The sequence below is a fragment of the Cupriavidus sp. PB-02 genome, assembly GCF_058252315.1.
Window position 1 is genome coordinate 426,123 of record NZ_JBXPSX010000003.1, and the last position, 26,374, is coordinate 452,496.

A 26,374-nucleotide genomic window follows, 5' to 3' on the forward strand; every position below is an offset into this window, starting at 1 on the left:
TCCACACTGTGTCGCAGTAGAGCATGGGAGGCGCCGGATTCATATAAGTTCCGTCAAGAACAGAACGCTACATTAGCTGTTGCCGGGCGGGGCATGTCGGAGTCCGTCGTCAACCGCACCCAGTTCATGATGTCCGACGTGATCAAAGCCGATCTCCTGATTGCTGATCCTGTCAACCATGCTTCTTCAATGCCATTGACCGGATGCTGCCGGAACGCGTACCGCTTGTGCATTGACCGATCGAATCCACTGGTGGAGGTTGGCATCAGCACACATCTCGCTGCACTGACGCGCCGGCGGGGGACGCCGCCGCCCATGCTGGCCAAGCTTGGGTCGCCGGGCGCGCCCAACACAAAGTTGTCTGCGGCGACGACGAGCTCTAGTGAGTACACAGACTGGGCGCTTGCAAGCACTATCGAAGCACGCGAACCTGCGAAGCCTGCGGTCCTTTTTGCCCTTGAGTGACCTTGAACTCGACCCTGGTACCTTCCTCGAGGGATTTGAACCCTGCACCCTGAATCTCCTTGTGATGTACAAACAAGTCTTTCCCCCCGTCATGTGAGGTAATTAACCCGTAGTCTTTCTCGCTGTTGAACCACTTCACAAGGCCAGTCGTCATGTCATTCTCCAATTTAAGAGAAACAAAGAACTTTTCGGCCGCGATCAGCCCTCGTACGCAGATTTGACAATATCTCACGGCGACGCCGACAGGATGACTTGCCCACCGCGCCGCGTTGGGAGGGCGCGCACCGCGGCAGACCCCTACTGCTACGTCCTGGCAGTGCGCGACGCCTGCTCGGCGGCTTGCGTGGTCGCCTTCGATGCCACCGTGCTTGCTCTGTGGAAATTGCTATCGGCAACAGCTACCGCTTGTTTCGCAGTCTGGTACACGCTTGCACACAGTTAGTGGCAGTAATCACCGAGGTCAGTGCGCTCACGGCACCTTCGGACCCCGCCGGCGCGCTGTTCGCCAGGTTGTCCGCAAGCCCTTGCAACGTGCGGTTGTGCGCTTGGCATTGCGGCTCTGCGATCTTGGCGAATTCGGCTTGGGCGGCCGACCCAATGTCGTACAGATGGCGGCGGTACGACAATGCCTGCTCGCCGAGCTGTTGCAGCCGACTGGCTTGGAGCACGAGTAAGTCTTGCGGGCTTTTGACTGCTAATGCTTTCTGCGTGTTGGCCTGCGTGTGCATCAGCGCCGACCTCATCACCCGCAGATTCAACGCGACCAGCTTCCCGAACCCTGCGCAGGCGCGGTCTGCCGATTCGAAGAGGATGGCAAGGTTGGCTTGCTGAACAACTGCAATTTGCTCGGGTGGAAACGGAGTCATCGTGGATCTCCTGAATTTCAACCCGACGCGTGTTCGGCGAACCGGACGTCTATGCTCATGCGACAGGTTGTGTTGATGGACTAGGATGGGAATCGCCTATGCAATGCAAATTCGCGCGAATCGCAAGCACTTAGCCTCCCCAGGAATAACGCTAAAGCGACACCCGATTGCCGCGTCACATGAGACGCGCTTGCACCTCCGGCCTTCAGCGGATGCGCGCGATGGCGTTGAGGACGGCGTTACCCCTGGCCGTGATACGGGGACGTCGGTGACCGCAGACGACATCCTCCAGTTTGACAAGTTGGCGTTCGACGAGCGAGTCAAGATCCGCGCGATCCAGTTCGGTGCGATGTGGGTCGTCCTTGATCAGCATGAGGGTTGCCACTTCATGATGACTTACTAACCTTCTCGAAAGTATTGTCATGTCATGAGACAATACGGGAATGAAATGCAAACGGAACTCGGACGGTCGAGCGATCGATCATCATGCCCTTCAGGTGATGCGCCAACAGGCGATCAAAGCAGTTCGTGAGGGTCAAACGGCGCAAAGCGTGGCGGCGGCGCTGGGCGTGAATGTGCGAAGCGTCTTCAGGTGGCTTGCCGATTATGCTAGCGGTGGCCAGCGTGCGCTGCTCGCCAAACCGATCCCGGGGCGTCCGTCCAAAGTCAGCGGCGACGAGATGCGCTGGCTTGCCCAAGCGGTGCGAGACAACACACCGCAGCAATACAAGTTCGAGTTTGGGCTGTGGACACTGTCGCTGATCCGTGCACTGATCCATCGGCAGTTTGGCAAGGAGCTGTCGCTCTCGGCGGTGAGCCGGGTCATGAAGTTGCTGGGTTTCAGTGCGCAGAAGCCGCTGTATCAGGCGTGGCAGCAGGATGCCAAGCTGGTGCGCCGCTGGGAGGCGGAGGTCTATCCTGCGATCCGCGCCGAAGCGCGCGAAGTGTGAGCCAGGATCTACTTCGCCGACGAATCGGGAATCCGCTCCGATTACCACACCGGGACGACCTGGGCGCCGCGCGGCCAGACCCCGGTGGTCGAGGCGACCGGGCGGCGTTTTTCGCTGAACATGATCTCGGCTGTAAGCCCGCAAGGCGAATTCCGCTTCATGCTGCATGACGGTGCGGTAACTGGCACGGTCTTTTGCGAGTTCCTCCAGCGGCTGATGGTTGGTGCCGATAAGCCGGTCTTCGTGGTCGTGGACGGGCATCCGATCCACAAGGCCAAGCTGGTCAAGGCGTATATCGCGAGCCTGAAGGGGCAGCTCAAGCTGTTCTACTTACCGCCGTACTCGCCGCACCTGAATCCAGACGAGCAGGTCTGGGCGCACGTGAAACGACAGGTATCGAAGCGACTGGTGCAGGACAAGAACGACATGAAGAAACTGGCGCTCGGCGCTTTGCGTCGCATCCAGAAATTGCCGAGCCTGGTCAAATCGTTCTTTTGCCAGCCCGAATGCAAGTATGCCGCTATGTGACATTCCTTTCAGTAAGGTTAGTAGCATTCTTGTCACCTAGCTGATATGACTCCCCCATGTCAATCGAGATTTGGTTTGATTTAGTTTCACAGTTGCATGTTGTTCCCCCCCCAATTTCCTGAGGGCGACGTAGCAGTAAGTCTCGACGGTGGATCATGCTGATATCCGCGGGTTGGTTACCGCATTACAGAGGTCCGCCCAATGAGCCTGCCGCTATCTTTTGCCGCAAGTCGGATGAAATCCGTTGCCTAGCTAGGTCGCGGGTTGCTCGTGTGCCGGGCTACGCCGCCTTCAGGAAACTGGTCTCATAGTAGTGACAGATAGACTGATTCCGGGGGGGGGGGGTGGGTTACGCTGCCTGGGCCGCGTTCGGTACGGCAAGCGACATCGCGAGCTGGCTGATGTCCCAGATGAACCCGCTCAGTTCGCGAGCCACTGCAACCACCGCAATGTTCGGGTTCTTGCCGCGCGCGGCAAGTCTCCGATAGCGCCGGCACAGTCGAAGCTGGGCGTCCCAGGAGCGGTCAACGATGGCCTTCGGGATGCCTTCGTGCCGGCGCTGAATCTCGGGGCTCACACGTGGCGGGTGCCGGTAACTCCAGGCGGCTTCGATTAGCAGTTTTCTTGCATAGCTATTGCCGTTCTTGGTGATGCTGCCCTGTCGCCGCTTCTCACCGGACGAGTGTTCGGCAGGCGTCACGCCGAGCCAAGCCATCAGTTGGCGCGGATGGACAAAGCGCGAGAGATCGCCCAACTCGGCGAGCATGCCTATCGCCGTGGTGAACTGCACGCCGCGCATGGCCTGCAAGCCGAGTACAGCCGGATAGAAGCGCCAGTTGACCACGGCTTCGCGCAAGGCCGCTTCGAGACGGCTGCATTGCACGAGCCGATCCTCGATGGCACGTCGATATTCATCAAAGGCAAGTTGTTGCCAAACGGCGTCGAACGCAAAGGAACTGATCCAGCGCCGGTGCGCTGGTCCCCAGTCAGCTCTGCCGCTGTAGCGGACACCGTGCGAGAGCAGAAAGGCCTTCAGGCGTTGCCGGGCGCGCTTCAGATCGTCTTTGGCGCTGACCCACGCGCGTGACAGATCCCGGAATGCTTCGTCCTCCACGCTGGGCACATACACCGGCGAGAGGTCGCCAGCGCGTAGCGATCGCACGAGCTTGACCGCATCGCGCCGATCGGTCTTGACGCGCTCACCAGGCTTCTTCGGGATCAGCGAGGGCGCGCACACCATGCAGTCGAATCCCTTCCCTGCAAGCTGCCGGTAAAGGCCATAGCCACAAGGGCCTGCCTCGTAGACGATGCGGATGCGGCGCGCTTTGGACTGCAAGCGCTTGCACAGGCGATCAATATCGGTCTTCGAGGTACCGATCTTGCCAAGCAGCTCGACCTCACCCATGCCGATTGCATAGGCGACCGTGATCGAGTCCTTATGGACATCCAACCCGACATACAAAGTGCTATCGTGTTCCATGCTGGCCTCCGCGCTGGAAATCGCCGGGTGTGGCACTGTCCACACCATGCGGCTCTGGCAGTCATGCTAACCCGCGTTTGATTCCTCGCGGCGGGCCAGCCTCTTGCTTCACCAGGGGGAGTCATACTGACTTTTAGTGTTAGGTCTGCCAGGCGGCGTCAATGACCGTCGTTACTAGGGTTCAGTGAGCCTGCGCCGCGCGCCGTTCGATCGTGACCGGGAGCGTGCTGGCGCCGGACAACGCACGCTGAAGCGCCCCAGGTCGCTTGGCCAGGTCTTTCAGCGTGTACGAATCCAGGACGGCAAAGTAGGTAGCCAGCGCGGAAGCCAGGACATGACGCAAGCCACAGGCACTGGTGATGATGCACTGGTTCCCTTCCGACGCGAAGCATTCGACGAGCCGGAAGTCGGGCTCGGTGGCGCGTACCACCGCGCCGAGATTGATTTGCTGCGATGTCATACCAAGCGTAATGCCGCCGGATCGTCCGCGGGCGGTCTTGAGAAATCCGAGTTGGCCCAGGTGCGCGACAATCTTTGTCAGATGATTCTTGGGGATACCAAAGGTTTCGGCATTGCGCTGGCCCGTCACCAATTCATCCGGGTGCACGGCAACATAAAGAAGCACGCGCAGGCTGCTGTAGTCAGTGTACTCCGTCAGTCTCATCTGCATCTTCACTGGCTGGTTGTCGCGGCTGTGTGTCTTCGTCTGCAAGACACGATTGCCAATCTCCCCGGCACAGCATAACATGCATCTAGAATACTTGTTTTCTGTGGTGTTTCATAGCTTGTTTCACAGTGTCTATTTCTGTGTTGCCACTGACTGTCAGTGGGCATCGCAAGCCGGGACCAATCTTTGATACCTTATTCCTGCTGGCCGTCGCAGAAATGGGTATGGAGGAAGCGATGGATTGTCGCGCAACATGCAACCGCGAGCGCCTCTGCCGAAAAGGAGGCACAACTGGCGCGCTGCGACGAAATGATGAAGCAGATGGATTCCGGCGAGACAGGCAGCGGCAGCCCAAAAGGTTCGCCAGAGTCCAAATGATCGAGTGCGCTTCGGCCGCCGACCAGGCGAGGCGCACGCATCCGCGCGATCCGACCGCGGAATCGACGGGGTGGAGCCGGGCTGACCGTCTTTGCCAGCGCGTCTGGCGCAGGATTGGTGCGGGACTATTGCACCACCATCGACATGGAGATCGAAATGAATAGGAAGTCGCTAATCGCTACAACTCTAGCCTTTGTGATGCTTGGTGCGAGCGGCTGGTCCGTGGCGGCCAGCTCAAGCCATGGTGGCGAAGGCCCCAAGTCCGGTGCGCAGGACAAAGGGCACGACATGATGATGGGCCGCATGATGGGTGGCGGCATGATGGGCAGTTGTCCCATGATGGGGCTGCCTCCTGGAAACGAGAAGCTTTCGATGCAGATGCACGCGGACATGATGCAAGCGATGGGCGAAATCATGCGCAAGTACGCGGACAAGATCCAGACGCCACCAACGAAGTAAGGACGCCGTTCCGATTCAAACCTTCCCGATAGGAGTACCGCAAATGAAATGCAATACGAAGACGCTGATCACAGCGGGCATCGGCCTGCTGGCGATGCTGGCTGCCGCCGCCTATGCTGTATAGCCGCCGGTCCATGCGCTTGTCCTGGACACCGTATTTTCTGCTCTTGCTCTGCCCGCTGTCGATGTGGCTGATGATGACGAGCATGAGCGCGCACGATGATCAAGTGAGCGCGATGACCGAGCACCTGCCAGCGCAGAAGCCCGATCCGTTTCGCATCAAGGAGTAACTGGACGGTCGGAGGTCGTAGGGCACGCGCAGCAGATGCGTGCCCAGGCCGCCAGCGAAGATGAGAGGTTGCGCGTGAACAAATCGTTGATATGGAGAGTCCTCCTGATCGTGTTCGCCGTGATCGGCGTGCTCGCATCCCTTGGCGCGGTAGGCATGCTCGTGATGCATCAACGCATGATGGGCGGGTTCGGCCTTTGTTAGCCCGGGTAGGCGCGATGATGCGGCGCCTGGCGCTCGGCTTCCCTGCGGCAGGCGCGCTCGGTCTCGGTCGATTCGTGTAGGGCCAGCCAGGCGTCTTGCCCTTACCTGCCGGCAGATCAACTCGTTGTCCTCACAGTTGCTGACGCACGGTACGCGCCTTGCCGTCATGGCGCGATCCCATGGTGAAGGCAATTGGCTCGCGTTGCGGCGTGACGGCGTAGGTCGGATGCAGGCACATGCGGCGCTGCGGCTTCGTAGCTTCGACCCTGGTGCTTCACGATGCCGGTCTTGGATCATGCTGGAATGAGAAAGCTTGCCCGCTTGCCAACTGCATCAGAACGATCTGCATTGCCAGGAGATCCTGAGGCCTGCCCATTGCGAACATCCGTTTCGTGCACTCACCGGATCCTTGCATCGAAATAGGGACCAATTGAAGATTCCATTCGAGCAGCTTCTCAAAGTGAGCAAAAGCGTGCCCCATGAGGCCTACCATGTCCGCCATGCCCCGCAAGACTTCAAGGTTCGTCCGCTGCGCTACGGAAATATGGTGTATGGCTAGAGAATTCATGATCACACTCCTGTAAGCACACGCGATTTTTCTGCGTGCTGAGGGGGATGGGGCCGCATGCGAGCCCGCCATGCGAAAGCCGGATTCAGCCGGCTTGCTGCCCGATTGCCAGGGAAAAAGCTGAACGCTCGCACATGTGCCCGCTGCATGGCAGCAACGCGCATCTCTGACCGCAAGCCAATGGTCAATCGAAGTTCAACAGGGCGACCCCATTGATTGGATGACCAATACGGAAAAGAAGTGCAAGGTGAGGGGGAATCCGGAGCTTGTTGGGCGCTTCAGTCGCGTGCCCAACGAGCTCCGGAAAAATTAGAGGCAGGCGCGACTCACTCCATATCGCGGCTGCTTCGTGCTGTAGAAGTGCGAAACCTTCGTTGCAGCGTCAACTTGTGACGGTAAGGCTACTATCTGCGATACCGGCTGTCGCTTCACGCCTGATAACCCGAATTGGCAAAAATACTTCTCCATCGTATCCATTGCCTAGTTCCTCAAGCAGAAAACTGAAAACGAGTCTGTTGACTATTTGATCATCTTATCCAATTTCCAGGAAAAGGCAAACCGGCGGCCGGTATCCTAGCCTTGGTGCGGCAGTCGGCCGGTCGCCCAGGCTTCCCTTGAGACGCGAACCCTGTTTAAATGATGACTGTGAGGATTGTCATTCTCGCATCTGAATTCCCGTGAAACGCACCTTCCCGCTCCATCGCGCGGCGACTGCCGCAATGCTCCCTGCCGCCCGGCGCTCTGCCTGACCTCGTTTGGACCGTCTGCAGAGCACCGGGCCGAAACTCGTTTCCCTGACGCCATGGACAGCCTGCCTGGTGAATGGATTCAAAGTGATGCGCGGAGATTGCGATGCGAAAGACGATTTTCCTTACAACGGCCCATATCGAGCGGCTCAGTTCTCTTGTGCTGGATCAGGGGTTGCCGACGCATAAGCGGCAGTGCCTGCGTGACATGATCGAGCATGCGATCATCTGCACGCACACCAGCCTGCCGGCCAAGGCCATAACGCTGCATACCCCCTTTTTATGCATCGAAGCGCACCATCGTGAGCATCTGCTTTGGCGCATTGTGTACCCTGAAGACGCCGACTATCGCCAAGGCAAGCTGTCGATCCTGTCGCCGGCGGGTATGGCGCTGTTTGGTTTGCACGAGGGCCAGCATGTCCGTGTCGCGGTACCGGAGAGCCTGAACGTTCTCGAAATCACGGTCGAGAAAATCCTGGAGTCTGAACGCATCCATTGAACGTTCCTACGATCAGGATAGCGCCCCTCTGGCTTGGGTCCCTGCGCAGGTGGGGACTTGACCGTCAGAGGAGATCGCACTCGGCACCAGTGCAGGCGTGGCGCAGAAGGGGAGCATTGTCGAGTTAGGGGGCGGGAGGGATTAAATGGCGCAGTGATGAGGCCGCACTGCGCTTTCGCGGGCCACCGATTCTCGGCGGCAATCATCTCATGCGATCTGCTGGTCGTTTTTAGTTGAACCACGCTATGTTGAGGCGCTGCTATTCGAGCGCGGCGTGGTCGTCAGCTACGAAACGATCCGCCACTGATGTGACAGGTGCTGGGCAACGTTCGCCCACTTGCGTCGAAGCCGAACGTCGCAAGCCCAGTTCCAACTGCCATCAGGGACGAAATGTTCGTCACGCTACGCGACGAGCCCTATGTGTTGTGCTGTGGAGCGCGATCGCTCAGCACGGTATCCGAACTCGACATCCTTCTGTAGAAGCAGCCGGGACAAGGGTACAACAGTTACTCATAAGTCCGTAAATAAAGCGACAAAAGATGGAACCTGGTGGCGATTGTTTGGTCTCATTCAGCATGAAACGAGATGGCCGTACACTGGACCGCGCGACGCAGGAGGAATTTCGGCGGCTTGCCTTACGCCGAGTGCGCGAAGGCGAGAAGCCTTCGATGGTGGTGAAGTCGCTGGGCATGAACCGAACATCGATCTACCGTTGGCTCAAGGCGGCCTCGGGCCGAGGCAAAGGCGAGCGGGCGCTGGCCTCGCGTACAGCGACAGGGAGGCCATGCAAGCTCACACCAGCGCAACAGGCTCAGGTCTTTCGCTGGATCAATGGCCGGGATCCTCGGCAGTACGGCCTGGACTTTGGGCTGTGGACACGCCAGATTGTGGCCACGCTCATCGAGCAGAAATTTGGTGTGAAGCTGGGTGTCACGGCGGTAGGCAGGCTGCTGGCGGGACTGGGGTTGAGTCCGCAAAAGCCATTGCAGCGGGCCTACCAACGCGACCCGCAGGCCGTCGAGCGCTGGCAGCGTGAAACGTATCCGGGCATCGCGGCTGCGGCCAAGCAAAGCGGTGCGGACATCTACTTCTGGGACGAATCGGGATTTCGGGCCGACGCGGTCCATGGCAAGACTTGGGCGGTCAAAGGCAAGACACCAGTTATTGAACGCCCCGGACAGCGCCAGTCGATTTCCGCCGCGTCCGCGGTGAACGCAAAAGGTGCCTTCTGGTTTGCGACCTACCAAGGAGCCTTGACCGCGGAGTTGTTCATTGAATTGCTCAAGAAGATGATGAAAGGCCGCAGCCGCCCAGTGCATCTGATCGTCGATGGACTGCCAGCGCACAAGAAGGCCAATGTGCGCGATTACATCGAATCGACCAAGGGGAAACTAACGATGCACGTGCTGCCGGGCTATGCGCCGGATCTGAATCCCGATGAACTCGTGTGGAGTCATCTCAAGCGCACTGGCGTGGCGCGCAACCCGTTGCGAGCGGGCGAGAAATTGGAGATCCGCGTTGAGCAGCATCTGCATGATGTGAAAAAGAACCGTCGGCTCGTGCGCTCATTCTTTGAGGCGCCATCTGTCGCCTATATTTCGGACTGCTGAGTAAGTGGTTCCTCAAGCGCGTGCGGGCCGCTTGCTCCAAGGCGCCAAGCAGGATCATCACGGGACAGTTGTGCAGCCACCCGGCTGTCAAGCCAGAGATCCGGGAGTTCACGATGGTCGAGCACGTGTTCGTAGGGGCCAAAGCACGTGGCAAGGAGCAGCGGATCCCGCGGAAGGATGCCATCGATGCAATCACCATCCACGCCGCGCGCGTGCTGAACTTGGCTGGCCGTTTCGGCGGCAATAGCTCGGCAGGCATGCGGAAATGGGGATGTTGGACTGTTCCAGGTCACCGAGGCCGAGATGGGCTACAACAGAGCGCTGTCCACAAGCTTTGTCGGCAGGGAGGTCTATGCCGCGGACTGAACGCCAGCTACGCGTTCCACACCATCAGGTCCAGCGCGAGCACCAGCCCCGCCAAAGCACAGGTTGCCGACACGCCAGCCAACAGTCGCACATCTCGGAACGCCTCGCCCGCTCGCCTTGCCTGTACCGCCGCGACGAGTGCAGCGAGGCCCATTCCGGCCAATACACACTCTATACCTACCATAACGATTACTTGCTCCTATGATTCTGCAAAATCCCGCGGCTACTGCGATCGCGGTCCAAGGGTGACCGGATCAGGACCCACTTTCTCAGTGAACGTCAGTTGCACATGGCGCTTACTGCTGACGGACAGGCGTAGGTTCCGCTCACGGAAGTCGCCCAGTGCGGCCAGCACACCGTCGTGCTCGACCACCATGCCCTGCAAGCGCACGCCACGCCCCTGGGTCAGCAGCCGCGCCTCAGCGCGGCTGCCAGCTTCCGCTCACCAGCTTGGCGGGCTTCTGTCTGGCGACGACGCGGGCGCTATCTTCCCAGATGTCGACGCGCACGTTCAGGCCGGCATAGATGCCGTAGCCCGGCCCGGTCAGGATGTCTTCCTCGGTCTGCACGCCTTCGCCCGCCTTGATGGCGCCTTCGGCGGCGATGGTCTCTCTGGCCTTGATGCCCCAGCCCGCCTCCAGATGCTGGCCGGCACGGATCGCGCCGCCAGCCTCGATGCCGCAGCCGGCGACGATATCGTGCTGGCCTTCGATATTCCCACCTGCCTTGATACCATGGCCGCAGCGGATAGCGCCTTGCGCCACGATGTTCTGCCCGGCCTGCAGGTTGCCGCTCACCGATATGCGCCCACCGGCGGTGACATCCCAGTCGGCGCGGATATTGCCCTTGCACTCGATCTCGGTCTCGGCTTCTATACCCCAGTTGGCCTTGACGTCGCCGCCGGCTTGGATGGTGCCGCCGCTGTAGAGATTCCCCGCGCTGTCGATGTTCTCGCCGGCGACGATGGCGGTGCCGGCCCGGATGCCCGCGCCGACGCGGATGCTGCGCCCGGCCCGGACCACCGACTCGACATCGATGCAGCCGCGCACGATCACGGCGCCGGCAAAGACCAGCGCCTTGGCGTCGAGCTTATCGAGCGTGAGCACGGCGTCGGTCGGGCCGAACTGGTTGAGCAGCCAGCAGGCATCGTTCACGCGGTTGGCTTGGACCAGGGCGTCAAGCAGACGCTGGTAGTCGGTGCCGTCGTGGCGGTTGCGCAAGAACCATCTGTAGCCATCCGCACAGGGACGCTTGGCTTTGACAAAATTCTGAGTGAGTTCCATGACCATGAAGACGTAGCCTGTAGGCTGGTTTCCCCGCTGTGCTGCAGCCCGACCCGGCGCTAGCCGGCAGGAAATCGTGCAACGCGGCTTCGCGCCGGAGCGGCCCGGCGCGCACCTAGATCCGATCCCGTCCGATCGGAATCTGATCGGGGTCGGATTAGTCGAGATTGAGGGCGAGGTAGAGGACGGCCATGGCCCCCATCGCGCAAAGTGCCCTGCGATAGATGACTAAGGTCTTGCGGCGGATCGTCGGCATGCGCTCTCCCATTTGCACGTTGAACAGTGGGCCGCCATCGATGCTTGCGGCCCCCGGGCAATGTGCCGTGCAGGAAGATCAGATCCGGACTGTGGGCTAGTCCCTGATTCCCCGCACGGCTAAGAAAAGCACGGCGGGAAGATGGAACTGTTGGGCGACGCTGACTTGCAGGGTGGCGAGGCCGCGTTGCTGTGCACAGGCGCGCGCAGCCGCAACATGCGTGGCATGCTGGCGGTTGGCGGTGCGGATCTGTACAGAGTGCATTCGGTCGCTATGTTTGTGGGAGGGTGGGCTGGTGTGCCGAACCACGGTTGGCCGGCTTCCGCTGGGGCTAAGTGCCCCTATATCAGTCTTGCCACTCGGCTTGCCCGGCCCGAACGTGGAGACTGTGTTCACTTATACCATATGCGGTGGGGATTGCCCACCTTGTCGGCCGGATCGGCAGCGCCAGGTTGCCGATCCCGTCGCGCCAGATGGAGCGATGAAGAACACAAGAACGCTCTATCACGGTCATCGCCTTCCCGCCGCCGTCATCAGTTGCGCAGTGGGCTGGTATTTTCGGTTCAACCTCGGAGGGAGCACTGGCGAATGAGTTGCGGACTACGTAGGGGTGGTAGATACTGATGGTGGGTAACTTGCGAGCGTTGCCCGACACTTTCTTCGTGGACTTTCCTGGGCTCTCTGCCTTCTGGCTGAGGGCCATTTTTTTTGGTTCTTATATGAGGGCACTTCAACAAATTCAGTACGATGGACGAGCCAGACTCCGGCGAATCAATCTCAAGGCAGACGGGAGACAAGGGGATCTTCTTGCAGGTGGGGCAAAGCATGAGGGGCAGATTCTAGTTGTTGGCCGGCACCCGAGAGGTGGGGCCTCAATGATACGTCTTGGGGACGACGAACGGCCTCAAAAACCCCTACAGCGGCGCTTCAGTGCAAGAACGTACTGTATGTGCCGTCGCCTTGACTGAGTACTGCTGGATGCGAGTGGTTGCTGCCTTCCCAGTGGCAGCATTGTGGAGTTGGAGCCGGCCAGAGAGAATGACCTGTCGCGTCGGTTCGGCGTTGGATACGAGGCAAGCGGGCGTCAGGCTAGGGTTGCGCCGGGCCTGTCAGTTTTTTTGTGTGCAGGGCAGGTAAAGGCTCACCGTCAATTCGACTGGTGAGCCAGCATTATCTCAACGATGCGGATGGGTGAAGCGTTCCTCGTAGAGGATCGCAAACTGGTTCATGGCAGCCTTCCAGTCATGCGTTGAACTGCCCCACTTCCCGGTAATGTTGCGCAGGGCCAGCCACAGTAGTCAGTATGACTCCCCTGGGGCAAAGGCTGGCCCGCCGTGAGGAATCAAACGCGGGTTAGCATGACTGCCAGAGCCGCATGGTGTGGACAGTGCCACACCCGGCGATTTCCAGCGCGGAGGCCAGCATGGAACACGATAGCACTTTGTATGTCGGTTTGGATGTCCATAAGGACTCGATCACGGTCGCCTATGCAATCGGCATGGGTGAGGTCGAGCTGCTTGGCAAGATCGGTACCTCGAAGACCGATATTGATCGCCTGTGCAAGCGCCTGCAGTCCAAAGCGCGCCACATCCGCATCGTCTACGAGGCAGGCCCTTGTGGCTATGGCCTTTACCGGCAGCTTGCAGGGAAGGGATTCGACTGCATGGTGTGCGCGCCGTCGCTGATCCCGAAGAAGCCCGGTGAGCGCGTCAAGACCGATCGGCGCGATGCGGTCAAACTGGTGCGATCGCTGCGCGCCGGTGACCTCTCGGCCGTGTTCGTGCCCAGCGTCGAAGACGAAGCATTCCGGGATCTGTCACGCGCCTGGGTCAGCGCCAAGGACGATCTGAAGCGCGCCCGCCAACGGCTGAAGGCCTTTCTGCTTTCGCACGGTGTCCGCTACAGCGGCAGAGCGGACTGGGGGCCGGCACACCGGCGCTGGATCAGTGCCTTTGCCTTCGATAGCGCGTGGCAGCAACTTGCTTTTGACGAATATCGACGTGCTATCGAGGACCGGCTCGCGCAATGCAGCCGTCTCGAAGCAGCCCTGCGCGAGGCCGTGATCAACTGGCGCTTCTACCCGGCTGTACTGGGCTTGCAGACTATGCGCGGGGTGCAGTTCACCACGGCGATAGGCATGCTCGCCGAGTTGGGCGATCTCTCGCGCTTTGTCCATCCGCGCCAACTGATGGCCTGGCTCGGGGTGACGCCCGCTGAACACTCATCGGGAGAAAAACGGCGGCAGGGCAGCATCACCAAGAACGGCAATAGCTACGCAAGAAAGCTACTGATCGAGGCCGCCTGGAGTTACCGGCACCCGGCACGCGTGAGCCCCGAGATTCAGCGCCGGCACGAAGGCATCCCCAAGGCCATCGTTGACCGGTCCTGGGACGCCCAGGTTCGACTGTGCCGGCGCTATCGGAGACTTGCCGCACGTGGCAAGAACCCGAACATTGCGGTAGTCGCGGTCGCCCGCGAACTGAGCGGGTTCATCTGGGACATCAGCCAGCTCGCGATGTCGCTCGCCGTACCGAACGCGGCCCAGACAACGTAACGGGACACTTTAGGTACCAACCTATCTGACACCACTGCTGAGCCAGTTTCCCTGAAGGCGGCGTAGCCCGGCACACGAGCAACCCGCGACCAAGCTAGGCAACGGATTTCATCCGACTTCCGGCCGTAGATAGCGGCAGATACTATGAAGGGCTGCGGAGGCAAGCCCCCTGGAGTAAAACGAGGATTCGGAGTCTCGTTTTCCGAAAAGGAGCACGCAAATGGACGCGCCTGACACAGCCCTTCATGGGCAGAATACGCCGATCACCGGCTGGCTGTACATAGCCTTCGAACTGGGCGACAAGAGCTGGAAGCTGTCGCTGGGGGACGGCGTGCATGGACCGAGCCGGCATACGCTGGCAGCTAGCGACCTGAATGCAGTCCTGCAAGCCATCGCCAAAGCCAAGGCACGCTTCGCTCTGCCGCCGCAAGCTCCGGTGCGCAGTTGCTACGAAGCTGGGCGCGACGGCTTCTGGCTGCATCGCTGGTTGGCCGAGCAAGGAATCCATAACCTCGTGGTGGATTCGGCCAGTATCGAAGTCAACCGCCGCGCAAGGCACGCCAAGAGCGACCGCCTCGATTGTGACAAGCTACTGTCGATGTTGATGCGCTACCACGCCGGCGAGCGGCGGGTGTGGGCAGTCGCACGGGTACCAACTGAAGAGCAGGAAGATGAGCGGCGTTTGCACCGCGAGCTCGGCCGACTCAAACAGGAACGCACCGCCCACAGCAACCGTGTTCGCTCGCTGCTGGTATTGCACAATCTGCGGGTCGCCCACATTGGTGACCGCTCGTGGAAGCAATGGTGGAACGCTCATGGCTCGCAACTGCCTGCTGGCTTGGGTGCCGAGATCGAACGTGAAGTCATGCGACTGGCGCTGGTCAAAGCGCAGATCAAGACCATCGAAGCCCAGCAGTGCAAGGCCGTGAAGGCTGGCACGCAGCCAGCCATCGCCTTGCTCGCCCGGCTCAGCGGGATCGGCGTGGGCAGCTCTTGGCTTCTGGTTAAGGAACTGTTTGGCTGGCGCCGTTTTCACAATCGGCGCGAAGTCGCAGGTTGCCTGGGACTGGCACCGACCCCCTATAGCAGTGGTGAAAGTGAGGTCGAACAAGGCATCAGTAAGGCGGGCAACAAACGAGCGCGCTCGTTGATGATTGAACTGGCATGGGGCTGGCTACGCCACCAGCCAACCAGTCAGCTCACGCAATGGTTCAATGCGCGCTTCGCGCCAGGCAGCAAGCGCACGCGTCGCGTCGGCATTGTCGCACTTGCCCGGCGATTAGCCATTGCCCTGTGGCGCTATCTCGAGGACGGCGAGATTCCCACTGGCGCAAACCTTAAACCAGTAGCGACGTGATGCCCAGATCTAAACGTGGAAAAGTGAAGCGGTAACGAAAGCAGGTCAGCGCGCCCGACAATGAGCCGGGCTACCCCCTCGGGTAGCCGTCCGTGCAGATGGGGCGCGCGGGTAACAGGGTAGTTCCAGCGCTTTGCGCATGTGGTATGTGGTGCCCGGCCTCGCCGGGCACGGATAGAAGGTAGCCCGGGGCAGCAAGCCCGGCATTGACCCGAACCCCCGACCTCGATTTCACGCCGCTTCAGTTCCGTCACCGAAAAGAAATGGCTTGCAAGGAGAGAGTATCGCGTCAGACATCCTCGATGCTGAAATCCAATATTGGAGGGGGGTTGACACCCTCGCCCTCATAGAAGGCTCATTGGGCGGACCTCTGTAATGCGGTAACCAACCCGCGGATATCAGCGTGATCCACCGTCGAGACTTACTGCTACGTCGCCTTCAGGAAATTGGCCGGGGGGGGGGGGAGAACAACATGCAACTGTGAAACTGAATCAAAACAATCTCGATTGACACGGGGAGTCATATCAGCTTGGTCGCCGCCTCATCGCTGGGGAAGTGGCCCCGCGTCTTGATGATCTTGCGCAGTTGCGCATTGATGCTCTCGATCGCGTTGGTCGTGTAGATGATCTTGCGGATCGCCGGCGGGAACGTAAAGAATGGGATCACCTGATCCCAGGCGCGGCGCCACGACGCGGCGATCGGGGGGTACCGCTCACCCCATTCCCCTTGCTCGAAGGTCTCCAACTCAGCCAGCGCCGCCTCCACGTTGGGTGCGGTGTACACGGGCTTGAGCGCCGCTGCCACGGCCCGGCGCTCCTTCCAACTGGCGTATTCCAGGCTGTTCCGGATCAGGTGCACGATGCAGGTCTGCAGCGTCGTGTTCGGGAACACGGCGTTCAGAGCCTGCTCCATGCCCCTGAGCCCATCAGTTACCGCAATCAGGATGTCCTGGGTGCCGCGGGTCTTCAGGTCATTGAACACCTTCATCCAGAACTTGGCGCCCTCGGTGGTCTCGATCCACAGGCCCAGGATGTCGCGCGTGCCGTCTGGCAGCACGCCCAAGGCCAGGTAGACAGCCTTGTTGCGCACCACGCCGTCCTCACGCATCTTGACCCGCAGCGCGTCGAAGAACACGACCGGATACAGCACCTCAAGCGGGCGGGCCTGCCAAGCGGTGACCTCGTCCATCACTGCATCGGTCACCGAACTGATGAACTCGGGCGAGACTTCGGTGCCGTACTGTTCGGCTAGAAACGCCTGGATCTCGCGCACGGTCATGCCACGGGCGTACATGGCGATGATCTTGTCGTCGAAACCGGTGAAGCGCCGTTCGTGCTTGGGAATCAGGATCGGATCGAAGCTGCCGTCGCGGTCGCGCGGGATGTCGACCCGCAGCGGGCCATCCTCGGTTAGAACGGTCTTGGCGCTCTTGCCGTTGCGCTGGTTGGCCGTGCCGGCCGGGCGCTCCGCGCCCGGCTGGTAGCCCAGGTGATGACCTAGCTCGGCGCCTAAGGCCCGCTCGATCAGGGCCTTCTTGAATGCCATCGAGGCGTCCTGAACCGCTTCGGCAGTCATCGGACCCTTAACGAAATGAGCGATCAGGTCCTCGGGAATGGCCGGCAGTTCACGGTCTGCGGCTTGGCTGGTCTTCGTCTTGCGTGGCATACATGCTCCTTGGCGACATGTTATGCCCTAAACACAAAATTTCTGACAGGTCCGTTGCGCCGAGCGCATCGTGTCGACCTCAATTACCGGGAGCCTTGTTTGATCCTCGTCCGCTCTGGACACCACACCCCCTACCTGAACCTGTTCCCCAAGCATAGGTTTGACTGCGTCTGGATCAACACCGTCCAGAACCCAAACAACTCCACTGCGTGTATGGATCACCCAATAGGTGAACGGTGCGTTGCCACGTAACGACAATCGTCCGCGAACTTCGACATGCTGACCCACGGAGTATTCCACAGCGTCGACGGCGAGCGTGTAGGCGGAGGTCCCAAGTATCAGGACGGCCATTGTGATCTTTTTTAGCATTATCGTCTTCTTAGCAAAGAAAGACCTCAAAGTGAAATGTTGCCCGAGCCGGCGTCATTCTGATTTCATCAGTTCCACTAGACTCGCGAAGCAGCCCGGTGGATCGAGGCGTGCCTTACCGTGCAGCCGTAGCTTACCGAGCGCGGTCAGTATGCGAAGAGTTCATCGGCGAGACTGTTGTCAGCTCGTCACAAGGTATGAACCGCGCCGGGAATCCCGGAGACTGAGCTTCCATATAGATTTGTGTGACGACCGCCAAAGGCACTCCTGTCTCTGCGAGATTCTCCTAATGAGTCCATGCTCGTTCGTGGTTATCATCGCTCCCCGCAGCTATTTCGCGTGCAACCCGCCGCCGGCGAGGAACCCTTCGGTCTGAACCGGCCGCTGCGCCGGCCCCGGCTCTGGCTTGCGCCGTGGCGGCACGGGCTGGGCTTTCGCCACGACGCTGGTGTCAGGCGCGCGCGCGTGGGTCCTGCCGCTGCACCGATTCGCGCATGGCATAGCGCGAGGCCATTACCGAACAGACTATCAGCTGCAGCTGGTGGTACACCAGCAGCGGCAGCACCAGCAGGCCCAGCGCCGGGTGGCCGACGAACAGGATCTTGGCCATCGGGATGCCGTTGGCCAGGCTCTTCTTGGAGCCGCAGAAGACAGCGGGGATCTCGTCCTCCACGGGAAAGCCCAGGCGGCGCGCCACGACGGTGGTGGTGCCCAGCACCACGAACAGCAGCACGGCGGCCAGCGCCATTACCGCGGCGATGGTTTGCCACCGGTACTGGTGCCACAGGCCAGCGGCGGTGGCGTCACAGAAGGATGAATAGACGATCAGCACGATCACGCCGCGGTCGAACTTGTTGGTGATCTGCTTGCGCCGGGCCAGCCAGCCACCGATCAGCGGGCGCAGCAGCTGGCCCAGTGCGAACGGCAGCAGCAGCTGCAGCGCCACGCCGGTCAGGGCCTTGCCCAGCGGCATCGCGGCGCCGCTGGCGCTGATTACCAGGCCCATCAGCACTGGCGTCACTGCCATGCCGATCAGACCGGAGATGGTGGCATTGAAGATGGCGCCTGGTACGTTGCCGCGCGCCATCGAGGTCATGGCCACCGACGACGATACCGTTGACGGCAGCGCACACAGGAAGAACACGCCCAGCAGCAGATCCGCCGGCAGCGCGTTGCGCAGTGACAGAAACAGCAGCAGGCCGATCATCGGGAAGACGACATAGGTGAAGGCCTGCACGAACACATGCAGCTGCCAGTTGCGGGCGCCGGCCACCAGTTGGTCACGCGACAGCGCCGCGCCGTGCAGGAAGAACACCAGCGCCACGCCCAGGCTGGTCACCACGCCCAGGTGGAGCGGGCCCTTGCTGCTGCCCACCTCGGAGGCCAGCAGGGCAATGCCGATGGCGGCCAGCATGATCAGAACAAAGCCGTCGATCACGTCATAGAGTTTCTTGAGCGTGGAAACAATCTTGGACATCTAACAGTTTTGCCTAGTATTGGACGTCAGCGGGATCGCAGCGTACGAACTTGTGCTGACCGATCAGCAGGAGGACGTGATCCTGCCAACCATCGACATAGCCCAGCAGACGGCGTAGGCCGGCGCCGACGGGAGTAAAAGAGCGGCTAACAAAACCATGTCAGCGGCAGCGCCCGATGGGCACCGCCGCGAAATATATCGTGCTGCCTTTGGCGCAGGCCGTAGCGCTGCCTGAGGACACGACCGAGAAGTCCATGTCGACAATGGCGGCCGGCGGTAAGCTCCCTGATCCGCTCGGCGACAGACTCGGCCTTGTACTGGATCACGGGCCGAAGTGGACAGAGCGTTGTGTACTCAGGAACATGACTGCCCTCCAATAGCGTGCCTCGTCGGTGCAACGTCGTGATCTCAGATCTACGGCCACTGCGTTTTGCTGAAGCGCGCTATCAAATCAGAAGCGCCCCCGAGCCCCGCATGGCGGCGTGGCTCAAACAAAACAGCCTCCGGAATTCCTCACCTCTTTCCAACTTTCCGCGTGCTCGAGCTGGCGATGTCAGCCAGGAAGGACTCAAAAGTCCCCGGTAATGACATAGGAGTAACTCCAGAGCGTCGCCTGGAGCAAACAAGTCTTGACCCATGCGGCATGCATAGCTTCTACATCCTCACGGCTATGGCCGTGCTTGGCTAGAAATGGCCAGAGCGTATGCGTAATGGGATAGATCAGCAAGAACAGGTCCCTGAATGGAACAATGCTAGTCGCGGCCACGCCGTCGGTACGGTTCTTCGCAATCCAATGGTGCCGCCGGCCAATCTCGTACTGGTAGTCAAGCCATGCCTGGTCATACTCGGCACGCGCCGTATCGAGAATCCACTGGCCAAAGCGTTTGCGCACCGCAGCAAGATAGTCACCGAGCGGACTTCCGTCAAGTTGACTCGCGAAGGTCGAGACCAGATGCGGGTTCGAGGCGACGAAGCCGTACCAGACATCTAGAATTGCCTCGACTTGCTCTTTGAGCACATCATGCGATAGCCGAAGGAACTTAGCATCCTCGTCGCCGAACAACACGCTCTTCTTCATCAACTCGAACTCAGTCATCGTGATGGGGGAACTTGGGATGTCGGACGAACCGTAGAGGTAGCCGGGAATTTCCTTATCCTGACTCATCGTGCGCTCCTTTGAAGGTTTGAGGCGTGACACACACCATCCCTGTGTCACGATAGGCGGCTTGCCGGGTCGGATCAAGACCTCACTCTTCGGCAGAGGGAACTCCACGCCGTGAGCGGCTGGTCTGTCAACGATTGCCTGGCTGCCCAACTTCAAGCGCTTGCGCGTCCAATTCGAGTGCCTCGCCGTCATCGACGAAGCCTTCTTGAAGTTCGCCTGCCTGCTGCATCATCTGCTGGCGCCACCTCAGGAAGTCAGTTTGTTAGGCCCTCCTACAGCAGAATTCGAAATTTGAATTTCGTGCCTTGGCGAATGAGCTGCCTGCTGCGTTGGACTACAAGTTTTCCACCCGGCCGGGTGAAGGCCGGGAGGTCCGTCCAATGGTGTGAGGTGGCCCCAGCGAAAACTTTACACTATTAATAATACATCATATCGTGATATATACAGGCCACCCGAGTGTAACCCACCGCGCCCTTTGCAACAGCCCGGGATGCTCGTTGCCAGGGGCCGAGACACACGTCGCTGTCCAATTGTTGGGTTCCCGGGTGATGGGATAGATGGGCAGGCTAAGCGCTGGCGCGCCGGCTACTACCAGCATCCTGCACGGCGGGTGTATCGTCGGCCCAGGCCAGCGCGCGGTAGTCGAAGTCAGCGAGCAGGTTCGGCTTCACCACATCGAAGTAGGGCGAGAGGTCGAAGTCCCGTGGTGTGTACAGGCTGTGGTGACGGATGTGCAGAATTTCGCGATGACAGTGCTGGCAGGCGGGATCGGCGGAGCCCGACCGGGTCACATCGGGCAGAATCGGATAGCGCAGCGTCTGGAATGCCTGAGCGATCAGGGTGGAGCAGATCGCTCGCGTTGGCTCGCCGCTGCCCAGGGCAAGCAAGCGCCGCCGCCATCGCGCCGGCACGGGCGGCGTCGGAATGAGGTAGCGCGCGAGATCGATCACATTCCTCAGATCGTACTGCTGGCCGATGCGTCCGATCGTATGCGCGACGAGCTTCTGCACGTCTTGCGTCGACAGCCCGACGGGCCTGCAAATGCGCGTGTGCAAGCCGGCGAACACGCTCAGGCCCACCGCGCGCACGCCGCCTCGCAGATCTGCTTCGACGAAGGTTGGGCGCTCCCCGCCGCTGGCCGGAGGCGGTAGCGCATCGCCCACAAACAGCGCCGCGTGCGACCAGGTGGATTGCGTCAGGTACTTGATCGCCACGCTGATGCGCGTATTGCCTTCGACCAGAAGCACGTCGCCAGGACGCAGTGCCGCGGCAAGCAACCCCGGCGCGACGGTCGCCACCAGCGAGCCCTGTCGCTTCGGCGCGCCAAGGTATTCCGCCAGGTGCGCTCCAATGAACGCGAGCAGCGCGTTCATTCGCGCCCTCTTGAGCAGAGGGGTGACCCCATGGGGGATTCCCGATCCGCTGCAACCCGTGTCAGCACGGCCACAACGATGCGATAGCACCGCTCTCCGTCAAAGGCGAACGCATTGCCAATGAACGCGTCGATGTCACTCGACAAGCCCTCGCGCAGCAGGTTGCGAGCGCGAAAAAAGTGTGGGCGCACCGTCGCCTCTGAGATCTCCAGCGCTTGGGTAACCTCCTCGACGCTCAATTCCTCGACCGCGCGCAGCACAAAGATGCTGCGAAAGGTGTCTGGAAGCAGGTCGATGCGCGCCTCCATCAGCTGGCGGATTTCCGAGCGCATGGCGACGCGATCCGGTTGTCGGTCTGGATCATCTTGCAACCACACTTGCGGCTTTGGCTCGGCAAAGTTCATCGCGGCAGCCAAGCGAATGATTTGCGCATCCCTGCCGCATGCCGACTTGACGCGATGGGCGAAGGTCAAACCGTGGGACCGGATCAGTCCTCGCTGGTGGAGCTCGCCGAGAACATGGCTGACTACCGCGTCGCAGAGCTGGCCGGCAAAACTGAACTTGTTGTGCAAATGGGGCTTCATCTGTTCGGCCAGGTCCATTGGCGTGAGGCTCCTTTTCCGGCTTCTGGTCATTCGACGCATGCAGTTGCATGAAGGTGACAGAGGAGGGGGGAGCACGGCCAGCAATCTAGGTCACTTCGACCAAAAGTTCGGGGTCGAACGACGGGTTTTCGGCCACCCCATTGCGTACGTAGCCTCTAGGATTGGCAATGACGCGCGTGTCGCCTATTCGATAGTCAAAGCTGTCGTGGGTATGGCCGTGCATCCAGAGCTGAGGCTGCCATCGCAGGATGCGGGCCTTGAGATCCGAAACGAAACACGCGTTGAGCAGCGAGTGGGAGAACCTGGGGTGAATGCTGTCGCGCGACGGAGCAAAGTGCGTGATCACCACGGTTGGGCCGTCGTGCCGCTCGCGAAACTTCTGCTCCAGCCATGCGACCGAGCCGTCGAACAGCAACTGCGATAGCGCTGGGGTAAATTTCTGCTCAAAGTCGGGGGCAACCTGAATATGAGAGAAATCGCGCACAAGTTCGGTGGCCTGTCGCAGGCCAAGCTCCCTCTCATCCGCACGCCGGTAGAGCCGGTAGTCGGACCAGAGCGTGCAACCTAGGAAACGCACGTTGCCACAGAGCGCTTCGGCGCGCTCCAGCACGCGCACTGAACTGCCATCAGCGTGAGCCCGCAGCTGTGTCATGGTCGTCATTAGGTCCGTCCCGTAGAACTCGTGATTGCCGGCTACGAACAGCGCGGGCTGGCGGAGCTGCTTCGCCCAGTTGATCGCCGCCTCTGGGCGGCAGATATCGCCCGCGAGCACGGTCACATCGGCGCCCGTTCTGGGCGGCTCCATCGGATGGAGGGACAGGTGCAGGTCCGACAGTAGTGCGATTTTCATGGCAGCCCCTACCTTGGCGCGGCTCAAGGTTTGGTCACATATCCGGATCTTTCCATCATAGTCGATGGCTCCTACTGCCTCACACCGTGCAGTGAGTTCGTGCGGCTTGTCACCTTTTCATTGCTGTGCACGTCTAACGGCCATCGGCAAGCGAGCAGACAGCTTCCTTATGTCTGAGCGTCTGATCAGACAACTCGTGGGCGAGCCCGTCGTCGCGCCTACATCGGCATTCCTTCTGGCTTCGGTGGTTTGTCGCCGGAAGCACAGACCGTTGCCACCGGCGATAGATTGCCTGCCGTTCGTCCGTTGCCGTCCGTTCACCCGTCAGCAAGGATATGAACCATGAACAAGATACTGCCGGTGCTCATGCCTGAACCGTAATCCCTGCCTGCACCGCAGCCGCATCCAGCGACGGCGTGGCGAGGCTTGCTCAATACGATAACGGCCGCCGTCGCGGTGCTGACTGCTGCAGCCTGTGGCAGCTCTTCGGGAGACGGTGGGGGCAGTCGGGCATCGAGCCAGGCAGCCGTGATTGAAGAAGGCACGTAGGTATCGAGTACCTGAAATCGTTGTGACCATGGTCGGTGTTCCATGACTCGTTCGCATCAGGATCGATCACCGGACACGGCACTTTCGAGAACCAGCGCGCACTGCCGGCCTTACACCAATCGCAGGCGCGCCACAGCGCGCCGCTACGCTCGCCACCAGGTCCTGCTCAATTGAAGGAAGGCATGCGTTTCATCATCAGCACCGCTCGCCCCTGGCATTGCCAGCATAGAGGGATGCGCGCCGCAATGAGATCGCGCTCGCTCGAGGAACAAGCCTGGGCGCCGATCAGGTCGCTGTCGTGAGAGTAGGTTCAGGAGGGCGATGCCGCCCTACACGTGCACGTCGATTTCCAGATGGCCTTTGGAACGATGGGGAAGGCCATCGCAAATGACCCTGTCCTGTTCGCCTACGGTCCTGGGATGTCGGGCCGCCCACTGCGCAAGCCATCTCGGACCCATGCTGATCGGGTCTATGACCAGAAACATATCGTCCGATATCCGCAGGCAAGACCTTAAAGCCGTATCTGCGGGTGGTGCCGCACTTCCACGAATATTCTGCGTGGACCACAAGGGGTTCCCGGCGTGGTTCATCGAGTGCTATCGGCTTGAATATATCATAGTATGATATAAATTTAGGTATGAGGACATGCTCTACCGGGTCCAGGAAACACGCTGTTCGCGTTCGGTCCGGCTGCATCTGTCTGCCTAGGCTGGGTTTGCCGTGCTTCTTGCCAAGTTTGTCGTCGGAGACGGTGTCACCAGGCCTCGCTCACTGCAGGAGGACATCATGGAACTTCGCACGCAATCGCATCACTTAGCGCGTCGAACGCCAGACTGGCGCGTCGCCGTCATCGCCGGACTTGCTGCGGGGGTGATCTTTCTGCTACTGGAAGTGCTGGCGACGTGGATCTTTGGAACAAGCCCGTGGGTACCGTTGCAAATGACGGCAGCCATAGTCATGGGGCATAGTGTTGTTTCGCTACAGCCTACCTTTCGCTGGTGGCGTTAGTGGTTCACTTTGCGCTGTCCGTCATTTTCGGACTGGTCCTGGCAGCAATCATGGCGTCGTTTAGTTTTGTCTCGAGTATCGGTATGGCCGCTCTAGCGGGTGTCATCTTTGGACTGGTTGTCTATGAGCTAGAGTTGAAAGTGGTGTACGGGCGGGGAGTTGAGGCAGGGAGTTGAAGGCGGTGAAGGTTTCAACTGAGAATCTGATTGTCGAAGTCAGAAACCAGCACAAGGAAACGCTCCACCATGAGTAAGGATAAGGAAAAGCAGGCTGTCGGTCTATCGGAAATCGGTCTGGGGCTCGACGAGCTGATCAGGCGCGGGGCCCGGCAGGTCATCCAGGAGGCGATCGAGTTGGAGCTTGGGGAATTGCTTGAGCGATTCGGTAACGTCAGGACGTTGCGTGGGCAGCGGGCTGTGGTGCGCAATGGCTACCTCCCGGAACGGGAGGTGCTGACGGCAGCCGGACCGATTGCGGTGAAGGTGCCCAAGGTGCGCGACCGATCCGGGTCTGGCGTGAAATTCAACTCATCGATCGTGCCGCCGTATGTGAGGAAGTCGCCGCGGGTGAGCGCGGCGTTGCCTTGGCTGTATCTGAAGGGAATCTCGACAGGCGACATGAGCGAGGCGCTGTCGGTGCTGCTGGGTGAGGAAGCCAAGGGACTGTCGGCCAATGTGGTGAGCCGGCTGAAGGCGCAGTGGGCAGACGAGCATACGCGCTGGGGGCAGCGAAGCCTGGCGCAGTCGCGCTACGTGTACTGGTGGGCCGACGGCATCCACACGGGTCTGCGTAGCGAGGGCTCGGATGGGCAATGCCTGCTGGTCATCATCGGGGTCACGCCGGAAGGCAAGAAGGAGCGCATTGCGATCGGTGACGGCTATCGGGAATCGAAGGATTCCTGGAAGGAAGTGCTGCTGGATCTGAAAGCGCGCGGTCTGCAAGCGGGCCCGCTGCTGGCGGTCGGCGATGGCGCGATGGGCTTCTGGGCGGCGCTCTCGGAAGTGTTCCCTGCCACGCTGCCTCAGCGTTGCTGGTTCCACAAGATGGGCAACGTCCTCAACGTGCTGCCGAAGTCGCAACAGGGGCGCGCGAAAGCGGATCTGCAGGCGATCTGGATGGCGGCTACCCGGGCGGATGCCTATGTGGCGTTTGACCGCTTTGCGACGATTTACGGTGCCAAGTACCCCAAGGCTGTGGGTGTGCTCAGCAAGGATCGAGATAGTCTGCTGGCATTCTACGACTTCCCAGCCGAGCACTGGCAGCACATCCGAACCACGAATGCGATTGAGTCGACGTTCGCGACGGTGCGCCACCGTACGACGCGCACGCGCAACTGCGTGTCCCGAGCGACCTTCCTCGGCCTGGCGTTCAAGCTGATCGAGGAAGCGGAGAAGACCTGGCGCCGCATCAACGGCGCTGAACAGATCAAGCCGTTGCTGGAAGGCATTGCCTTCAAGGACGGCGAACCGGTACAAGACGATCGACCGGCTCAGCAGAAACTCGCCGCTTGAAATCGACCGCCATCAAATGCCCATACACCACTCTTGACGTTAGCTCGGCTTGGACTTCTACGGCATGACTCGAGTTTTTCCGTGGTTCGGGGATGCGCGCGGCGCTGCTAGCCTCGTTACACATCTCGTGTTCGGACTGGTGGTTGCCATTACCTATATGAAACTAGAGCGTAAGCTCGACAACCGTGTCACGACGCCTGCCAAGAGGTGACGCCAGCTTGACAGGGACTTGGTTGGTCAAGGCACATGCTTCGCTGCAATAGCAGTCCAATGTTGG

20 protein-coding genes and 5 pseudogenes are annotated in these 26,374 nt (G+C 60.3%); 12 read left to right on the top strand and 13 right to left on the bottom strand.

The features are described 5' to 3' along the window. Positions 1 to 412: 412 nt before the first annotated feature. From AC10V3_RS36365 to AC10V3_RS36375, 3 genes and pseudogenes are all read right to left on the bottom strand, one after another. Complete coding sequence (locus tag AC10V3_RS36365; protein ID WP_490924567.1) at positions 413 to 619, bottom strand: cold-shock protein; 207 nt, start codon at positions 617 to 619, stop codon at positions 413 to 415. A gap of 149 nt (positions 620 to 768) precedes the next feature. After that, positions 769 to 1,331 (bottom strand): annotated as a pseudogene (locus AC10V3_RS36370) (phasin family protein). 205 nt (positions 1,332 to 1,536) lie between these two features. Next, a complete protein-coding gene (locus AC10V3_RS36375; protein ID WP_490924568.1) occupies positions 1,537 to 1,704 on the bottom strand; it encodes a hypothetical protein in 168 nt (55 codons plus the stop codon). A gap of 70 nt (positions 1,705 to 1,774) precedes the next feature. Here AC10V3_RS36375 and AC10V3_RS36380 point away from each other — a divergent pair. Then, positions 1,775 to 2,809: pseudogene (locus AC10V3_RS36380) on the top strand (IS630-like element IS885 family transposase). A gap of 349 nt (positions 2,810 to 3,158) precedes the next feature. On the opposite strand, the gene AC10V3_RS36385 reads toward AC10V3_RS36380, so the two are convergent. Together AC10V3_RS36385 and AC10V3_RS36390 are read right to left on the bottom strand one after the other, a co-directional pair. Continuing rightward, positions 3,159 to 4,289 (bottom strand): IS110 family RNA-guided transposase, encoded by a 1,131-nt coding sequence (locus tag AC10V3_RS36385; protein WP_454751913.1) that lies wholly within the window; start codon positions 4,287 to 4,289, stop codon positions 3,159 to 3,161. Between the two features lie 181 nt (positions 4,290 to 4,470). Further along, complete coding sequence (locus tag AC10V3_RS36390; RefSeq protein WP_490924673.1) at positions 4,471 to 4,953, bottom strand: RrF2 family transcriptional regulator; 483 nt, start codon at positions 4,951 to 4,953, stop codon at positions 4,471 to 4,473. 537 nt (positions 4,954 to 5,490) lie between these two features. Here AC10V3_RS36390 and AC10V3_RS36395 point away from each other — a divergent pair. From AC10V3_RS36395 to AC10V3_RS36405, 3 genes are all read left to right on the top strand, one after another. Continuing rightward, positions 5,491 to 5,793: a hypothetical protein gene (locus tag AC10V3_RS36395; RefSeq protein WP_490924569.1), complete on the top strand. Its 303-nt coding sequence runs from the start codon at positions 5,491 to 5,493 to the stop codon at positions 5,791 to 5,793. Positions 5,794 to 5,927: 134 nt separating this feature from the next. Further along, complete coding sequence (locus tag AC10V3_RS36400) at positions 5,928 to 6,083, top strand: DUF2933 domain-containing protein (protein WP_490924570.1); 156 nt, start codon at positions 5,928 to 5,930, stop codon at positions 6,081 to 6,083. Between the two features lie 35 nt (positions 6,084 to 6,118). Beyond that, entirely contained in the window at positions 6,119 to 6,286 is a 168-nt protein-coding gene (locus tag AC10V3_RS36405; RefSeq protein ID WP_490924571.1) for a hypothetical protein, read from the top strand. Positions 6,287 to 6,560: 274 nt separating this feature from the next. Here AC10V3_RS36405 and AC10V3_RS36410 read toward each other — a convergent pair whose 3' ends face one another. After that, positions 6,561 to 6,854, bottom strand: coding sequence for a hypothetical protein (locus AC10V3_RS36410; protein ID WP_490924572.1), 294 nt, complete (start codon positions 6,852 to 6,854; stop codon positions 6,561 to 6,563). Positions 6,855 to 7,706: 852 nt separating this feature from the next. Between AC10V3_RS36410 and AC10V3_RS36415 the strand changes: the two genes are divergently transcribed. Together AC10V3_RS36415 and AC10V3_RS36420 are read left to right on the top strand one after the other, a co-directional pair. Then, complete coding sequence (locus AC10V3_RS36415) at positions 7,707 to 8,099, top strand: GreA/GreB family elongation factor (protein ID WP_490924573.1); 393 nt, start codon at positions 7,707 to 7,709, stop codon at positions 8,097 to 8,099. A 575-nt stretch (positions 8,100 to 8,674) separates the two neighbouring features. Beyond that, positions 8,675 to 9,709, top strand: coding sequence for an IS630 family transposase (locus tag AC10V3_RS36420; RefSeq protein ID WP_490924574.1), 1,035 nt, complete (start codon positions 8,675 to 8,677; stop codon positions 9,707 to 9,709). 785 nt (positions 9,710 to 10,494) lie between these two features. Here the strand turns inward: AC10V3_RS36420 and AC10V3_RS36425 are convergent. Beyond that, entirely contained in the window at positions 10,495 to 11,358 is an 864-nt protein-coding gene (locus AC10V3_RS36425) for a hypothetical protein (RefSeq protein WP_490924575.1), read from the bottom strand. 737 nt (positions 11,359 to 12,095) lie between these two features. On the opposite strand from AC10V3_RS36425, the pseudogene AC10V3_RS36430 reads away from it, so the two are divergent. The 3 genes and pseudogenes from AC10V3_RS36430 to AC10V3_RS36440 form a co-directional block, all read left to right on the top strand. Further along, a pseudogene (locus AC10V3_RS36430) lies at positions 12,096 to 12,185 on the top strand (IS6 family transposase); the annotation flags it as partial. 852 nt (positions 12,186 to 13,037) lie between these two features. Next, positions 13,038 to 14,168, top strand: coding sequence for an IS110 family RNA-guided transposase (locus AC10V3_RS36435; RefSeq protein WP_490924576.1), 1,131 nt, complete (start codon positions 13,038 to 13,040; stop codon positions 14,166 to 14,168). Between the two features lie 220 nt (positions 14,169 to 14,388). Next, entirely contained in the window at positions 14,389 to 15,525 is a 1,137-nt protein-coding gene (locus tag AC10V3_RS36440; RefSeq protein WP_490924577.1) for an IS110 family RNA-guided transposase, read from the top strand. 522 nt (positions 15,526 to 16,047) lie between these two features. Here AC10V3_RS36440 and AC10V3_RS36445 read toward each other — a convergent pair. The 3 genes and pseudogenes from AC10V3_RS36445 to AC10V3_RS36455 all read right to left on the bottom strand — a co-directional run. Beyond that, a pseudogene (locus tag AC10V3_RS36445) lies at positions 16,048 to 17,190 on the bottom strand (IS256 family transposase); the annotation flags it as partial. Positions 17,191 to 18,010: 820 nt separating this feature from the next. Further along, a complete protein-coding gene (locus tag AC10V3_RS36450) occupies positions 18,011 to 19,036 on the bottom strand; it encodes a bile acid:sodium symporter family protein (protein ID WP_490924578.1) in 1,026 nt (341 codons plus the stop codon). Positions 19,037 to 19,604: 568 nt separating this feature from the next. Beyond that, entirely contained in the window at positions 19,605 to 20,201 is a 597-nt protein-coding gene (locus AC10V3_RS36455) for a protoglobin domain-containing protein (protein ID WP_490924674.1), read from the bottom strand. A gap of 130 nt (positions 20,202 to 20,331) precedes the next feature. Between AC10V3_RS36455 and AC10V3_RS36460 the strand changes: the two are divergent. Then, positions 20,332 to 20,467, top strand: a pseudogene (locus tag AC10V3_RS36460) (IS5/IS1182 family transposase); the annotation flags it as partial. A 300-nt stretch (positions 20,468 to 20,767) separates the two neighbouring features. On the opposite strand, the gene AC10V3_RS36465 reads toward AC10V3_RS36460, so the two are convergent. The 3 genes from AC10V3_RS36465 to AC10V3_RS36475 all read right to left on the bottom strand — a co-directional run bounded on the left by AC10V3_RS36465 (position 20,768) and on the right by AC10V3_RS36475 (position 23,029). Beyond that, on the bottom strand, positions 20,768 to 21,574 hold the full coding sequence (locus AC10V3_RS36465; protein WP_490924579.1) for a C40 family peptidase: 807 nt from the start codon (positions 21,572 to 21,574) through the stop codon (positions 20,768 to 20,770). Beyond that, entirely contained in the window at positions 21,571 to 22,176 is a 606-nt protein-coding gene (locus tag AC10V3_RS36470; protein ID WP_490924580.1) for a sigma factor-like helix-turn-helix DNA-binding protein, read from the bottom strand. Before AC10V3_RS36470 ends, AC10V3_RS36465 begins: the two co-directional genes overlap by 4 nt. An 88-nt stretch (positions 22,177 to 22,264) precedes the next feature. After that, entirely contained in the window at positions 22,265 to 23,029 is a 765-nt protein-coding gene (locus AC10V3_RS36475) for a metallophosphoesterase (RefSeq protein ID WP_490924581.1), read from the bottom strand. A gap of 1,335 nt (positions 23,030 to 24,364) precedes the next feature. Here AC10V3_RS36475 and AC10V3_RS36480 point away from each other — a divergent pair. Together AC10V3_RS36480 and AC10V3_RS36485 are read left to right on the top strand one after the other, a co-directional pair. Further along, the gene (locus tag AC10V3_RS36480; protein WP_490924582.1) at positions 24,365 to 24,586 is read left to right on the top strand and encodes a hypothetical protein; all 222 of its coding nucleotides are present in this window, start codon (positions 24,365 to 24,367) and stop codon (positions 24,584 to 24,586) included. 245 nt (positions 24,587 to 24,831) lie between these two features. After that, a complete protein-coding gene (locus AC10V3_RS36485) occupies positions 24,832 to 26,097 on the top strand; it encodes an IS256 family transposase (RefSeq protein WP_490924583.1) in 1,266 nt (421 codons plus the stop codon). Positions 26,098 to 26,374: the final 277 nt, after the last annotated feature.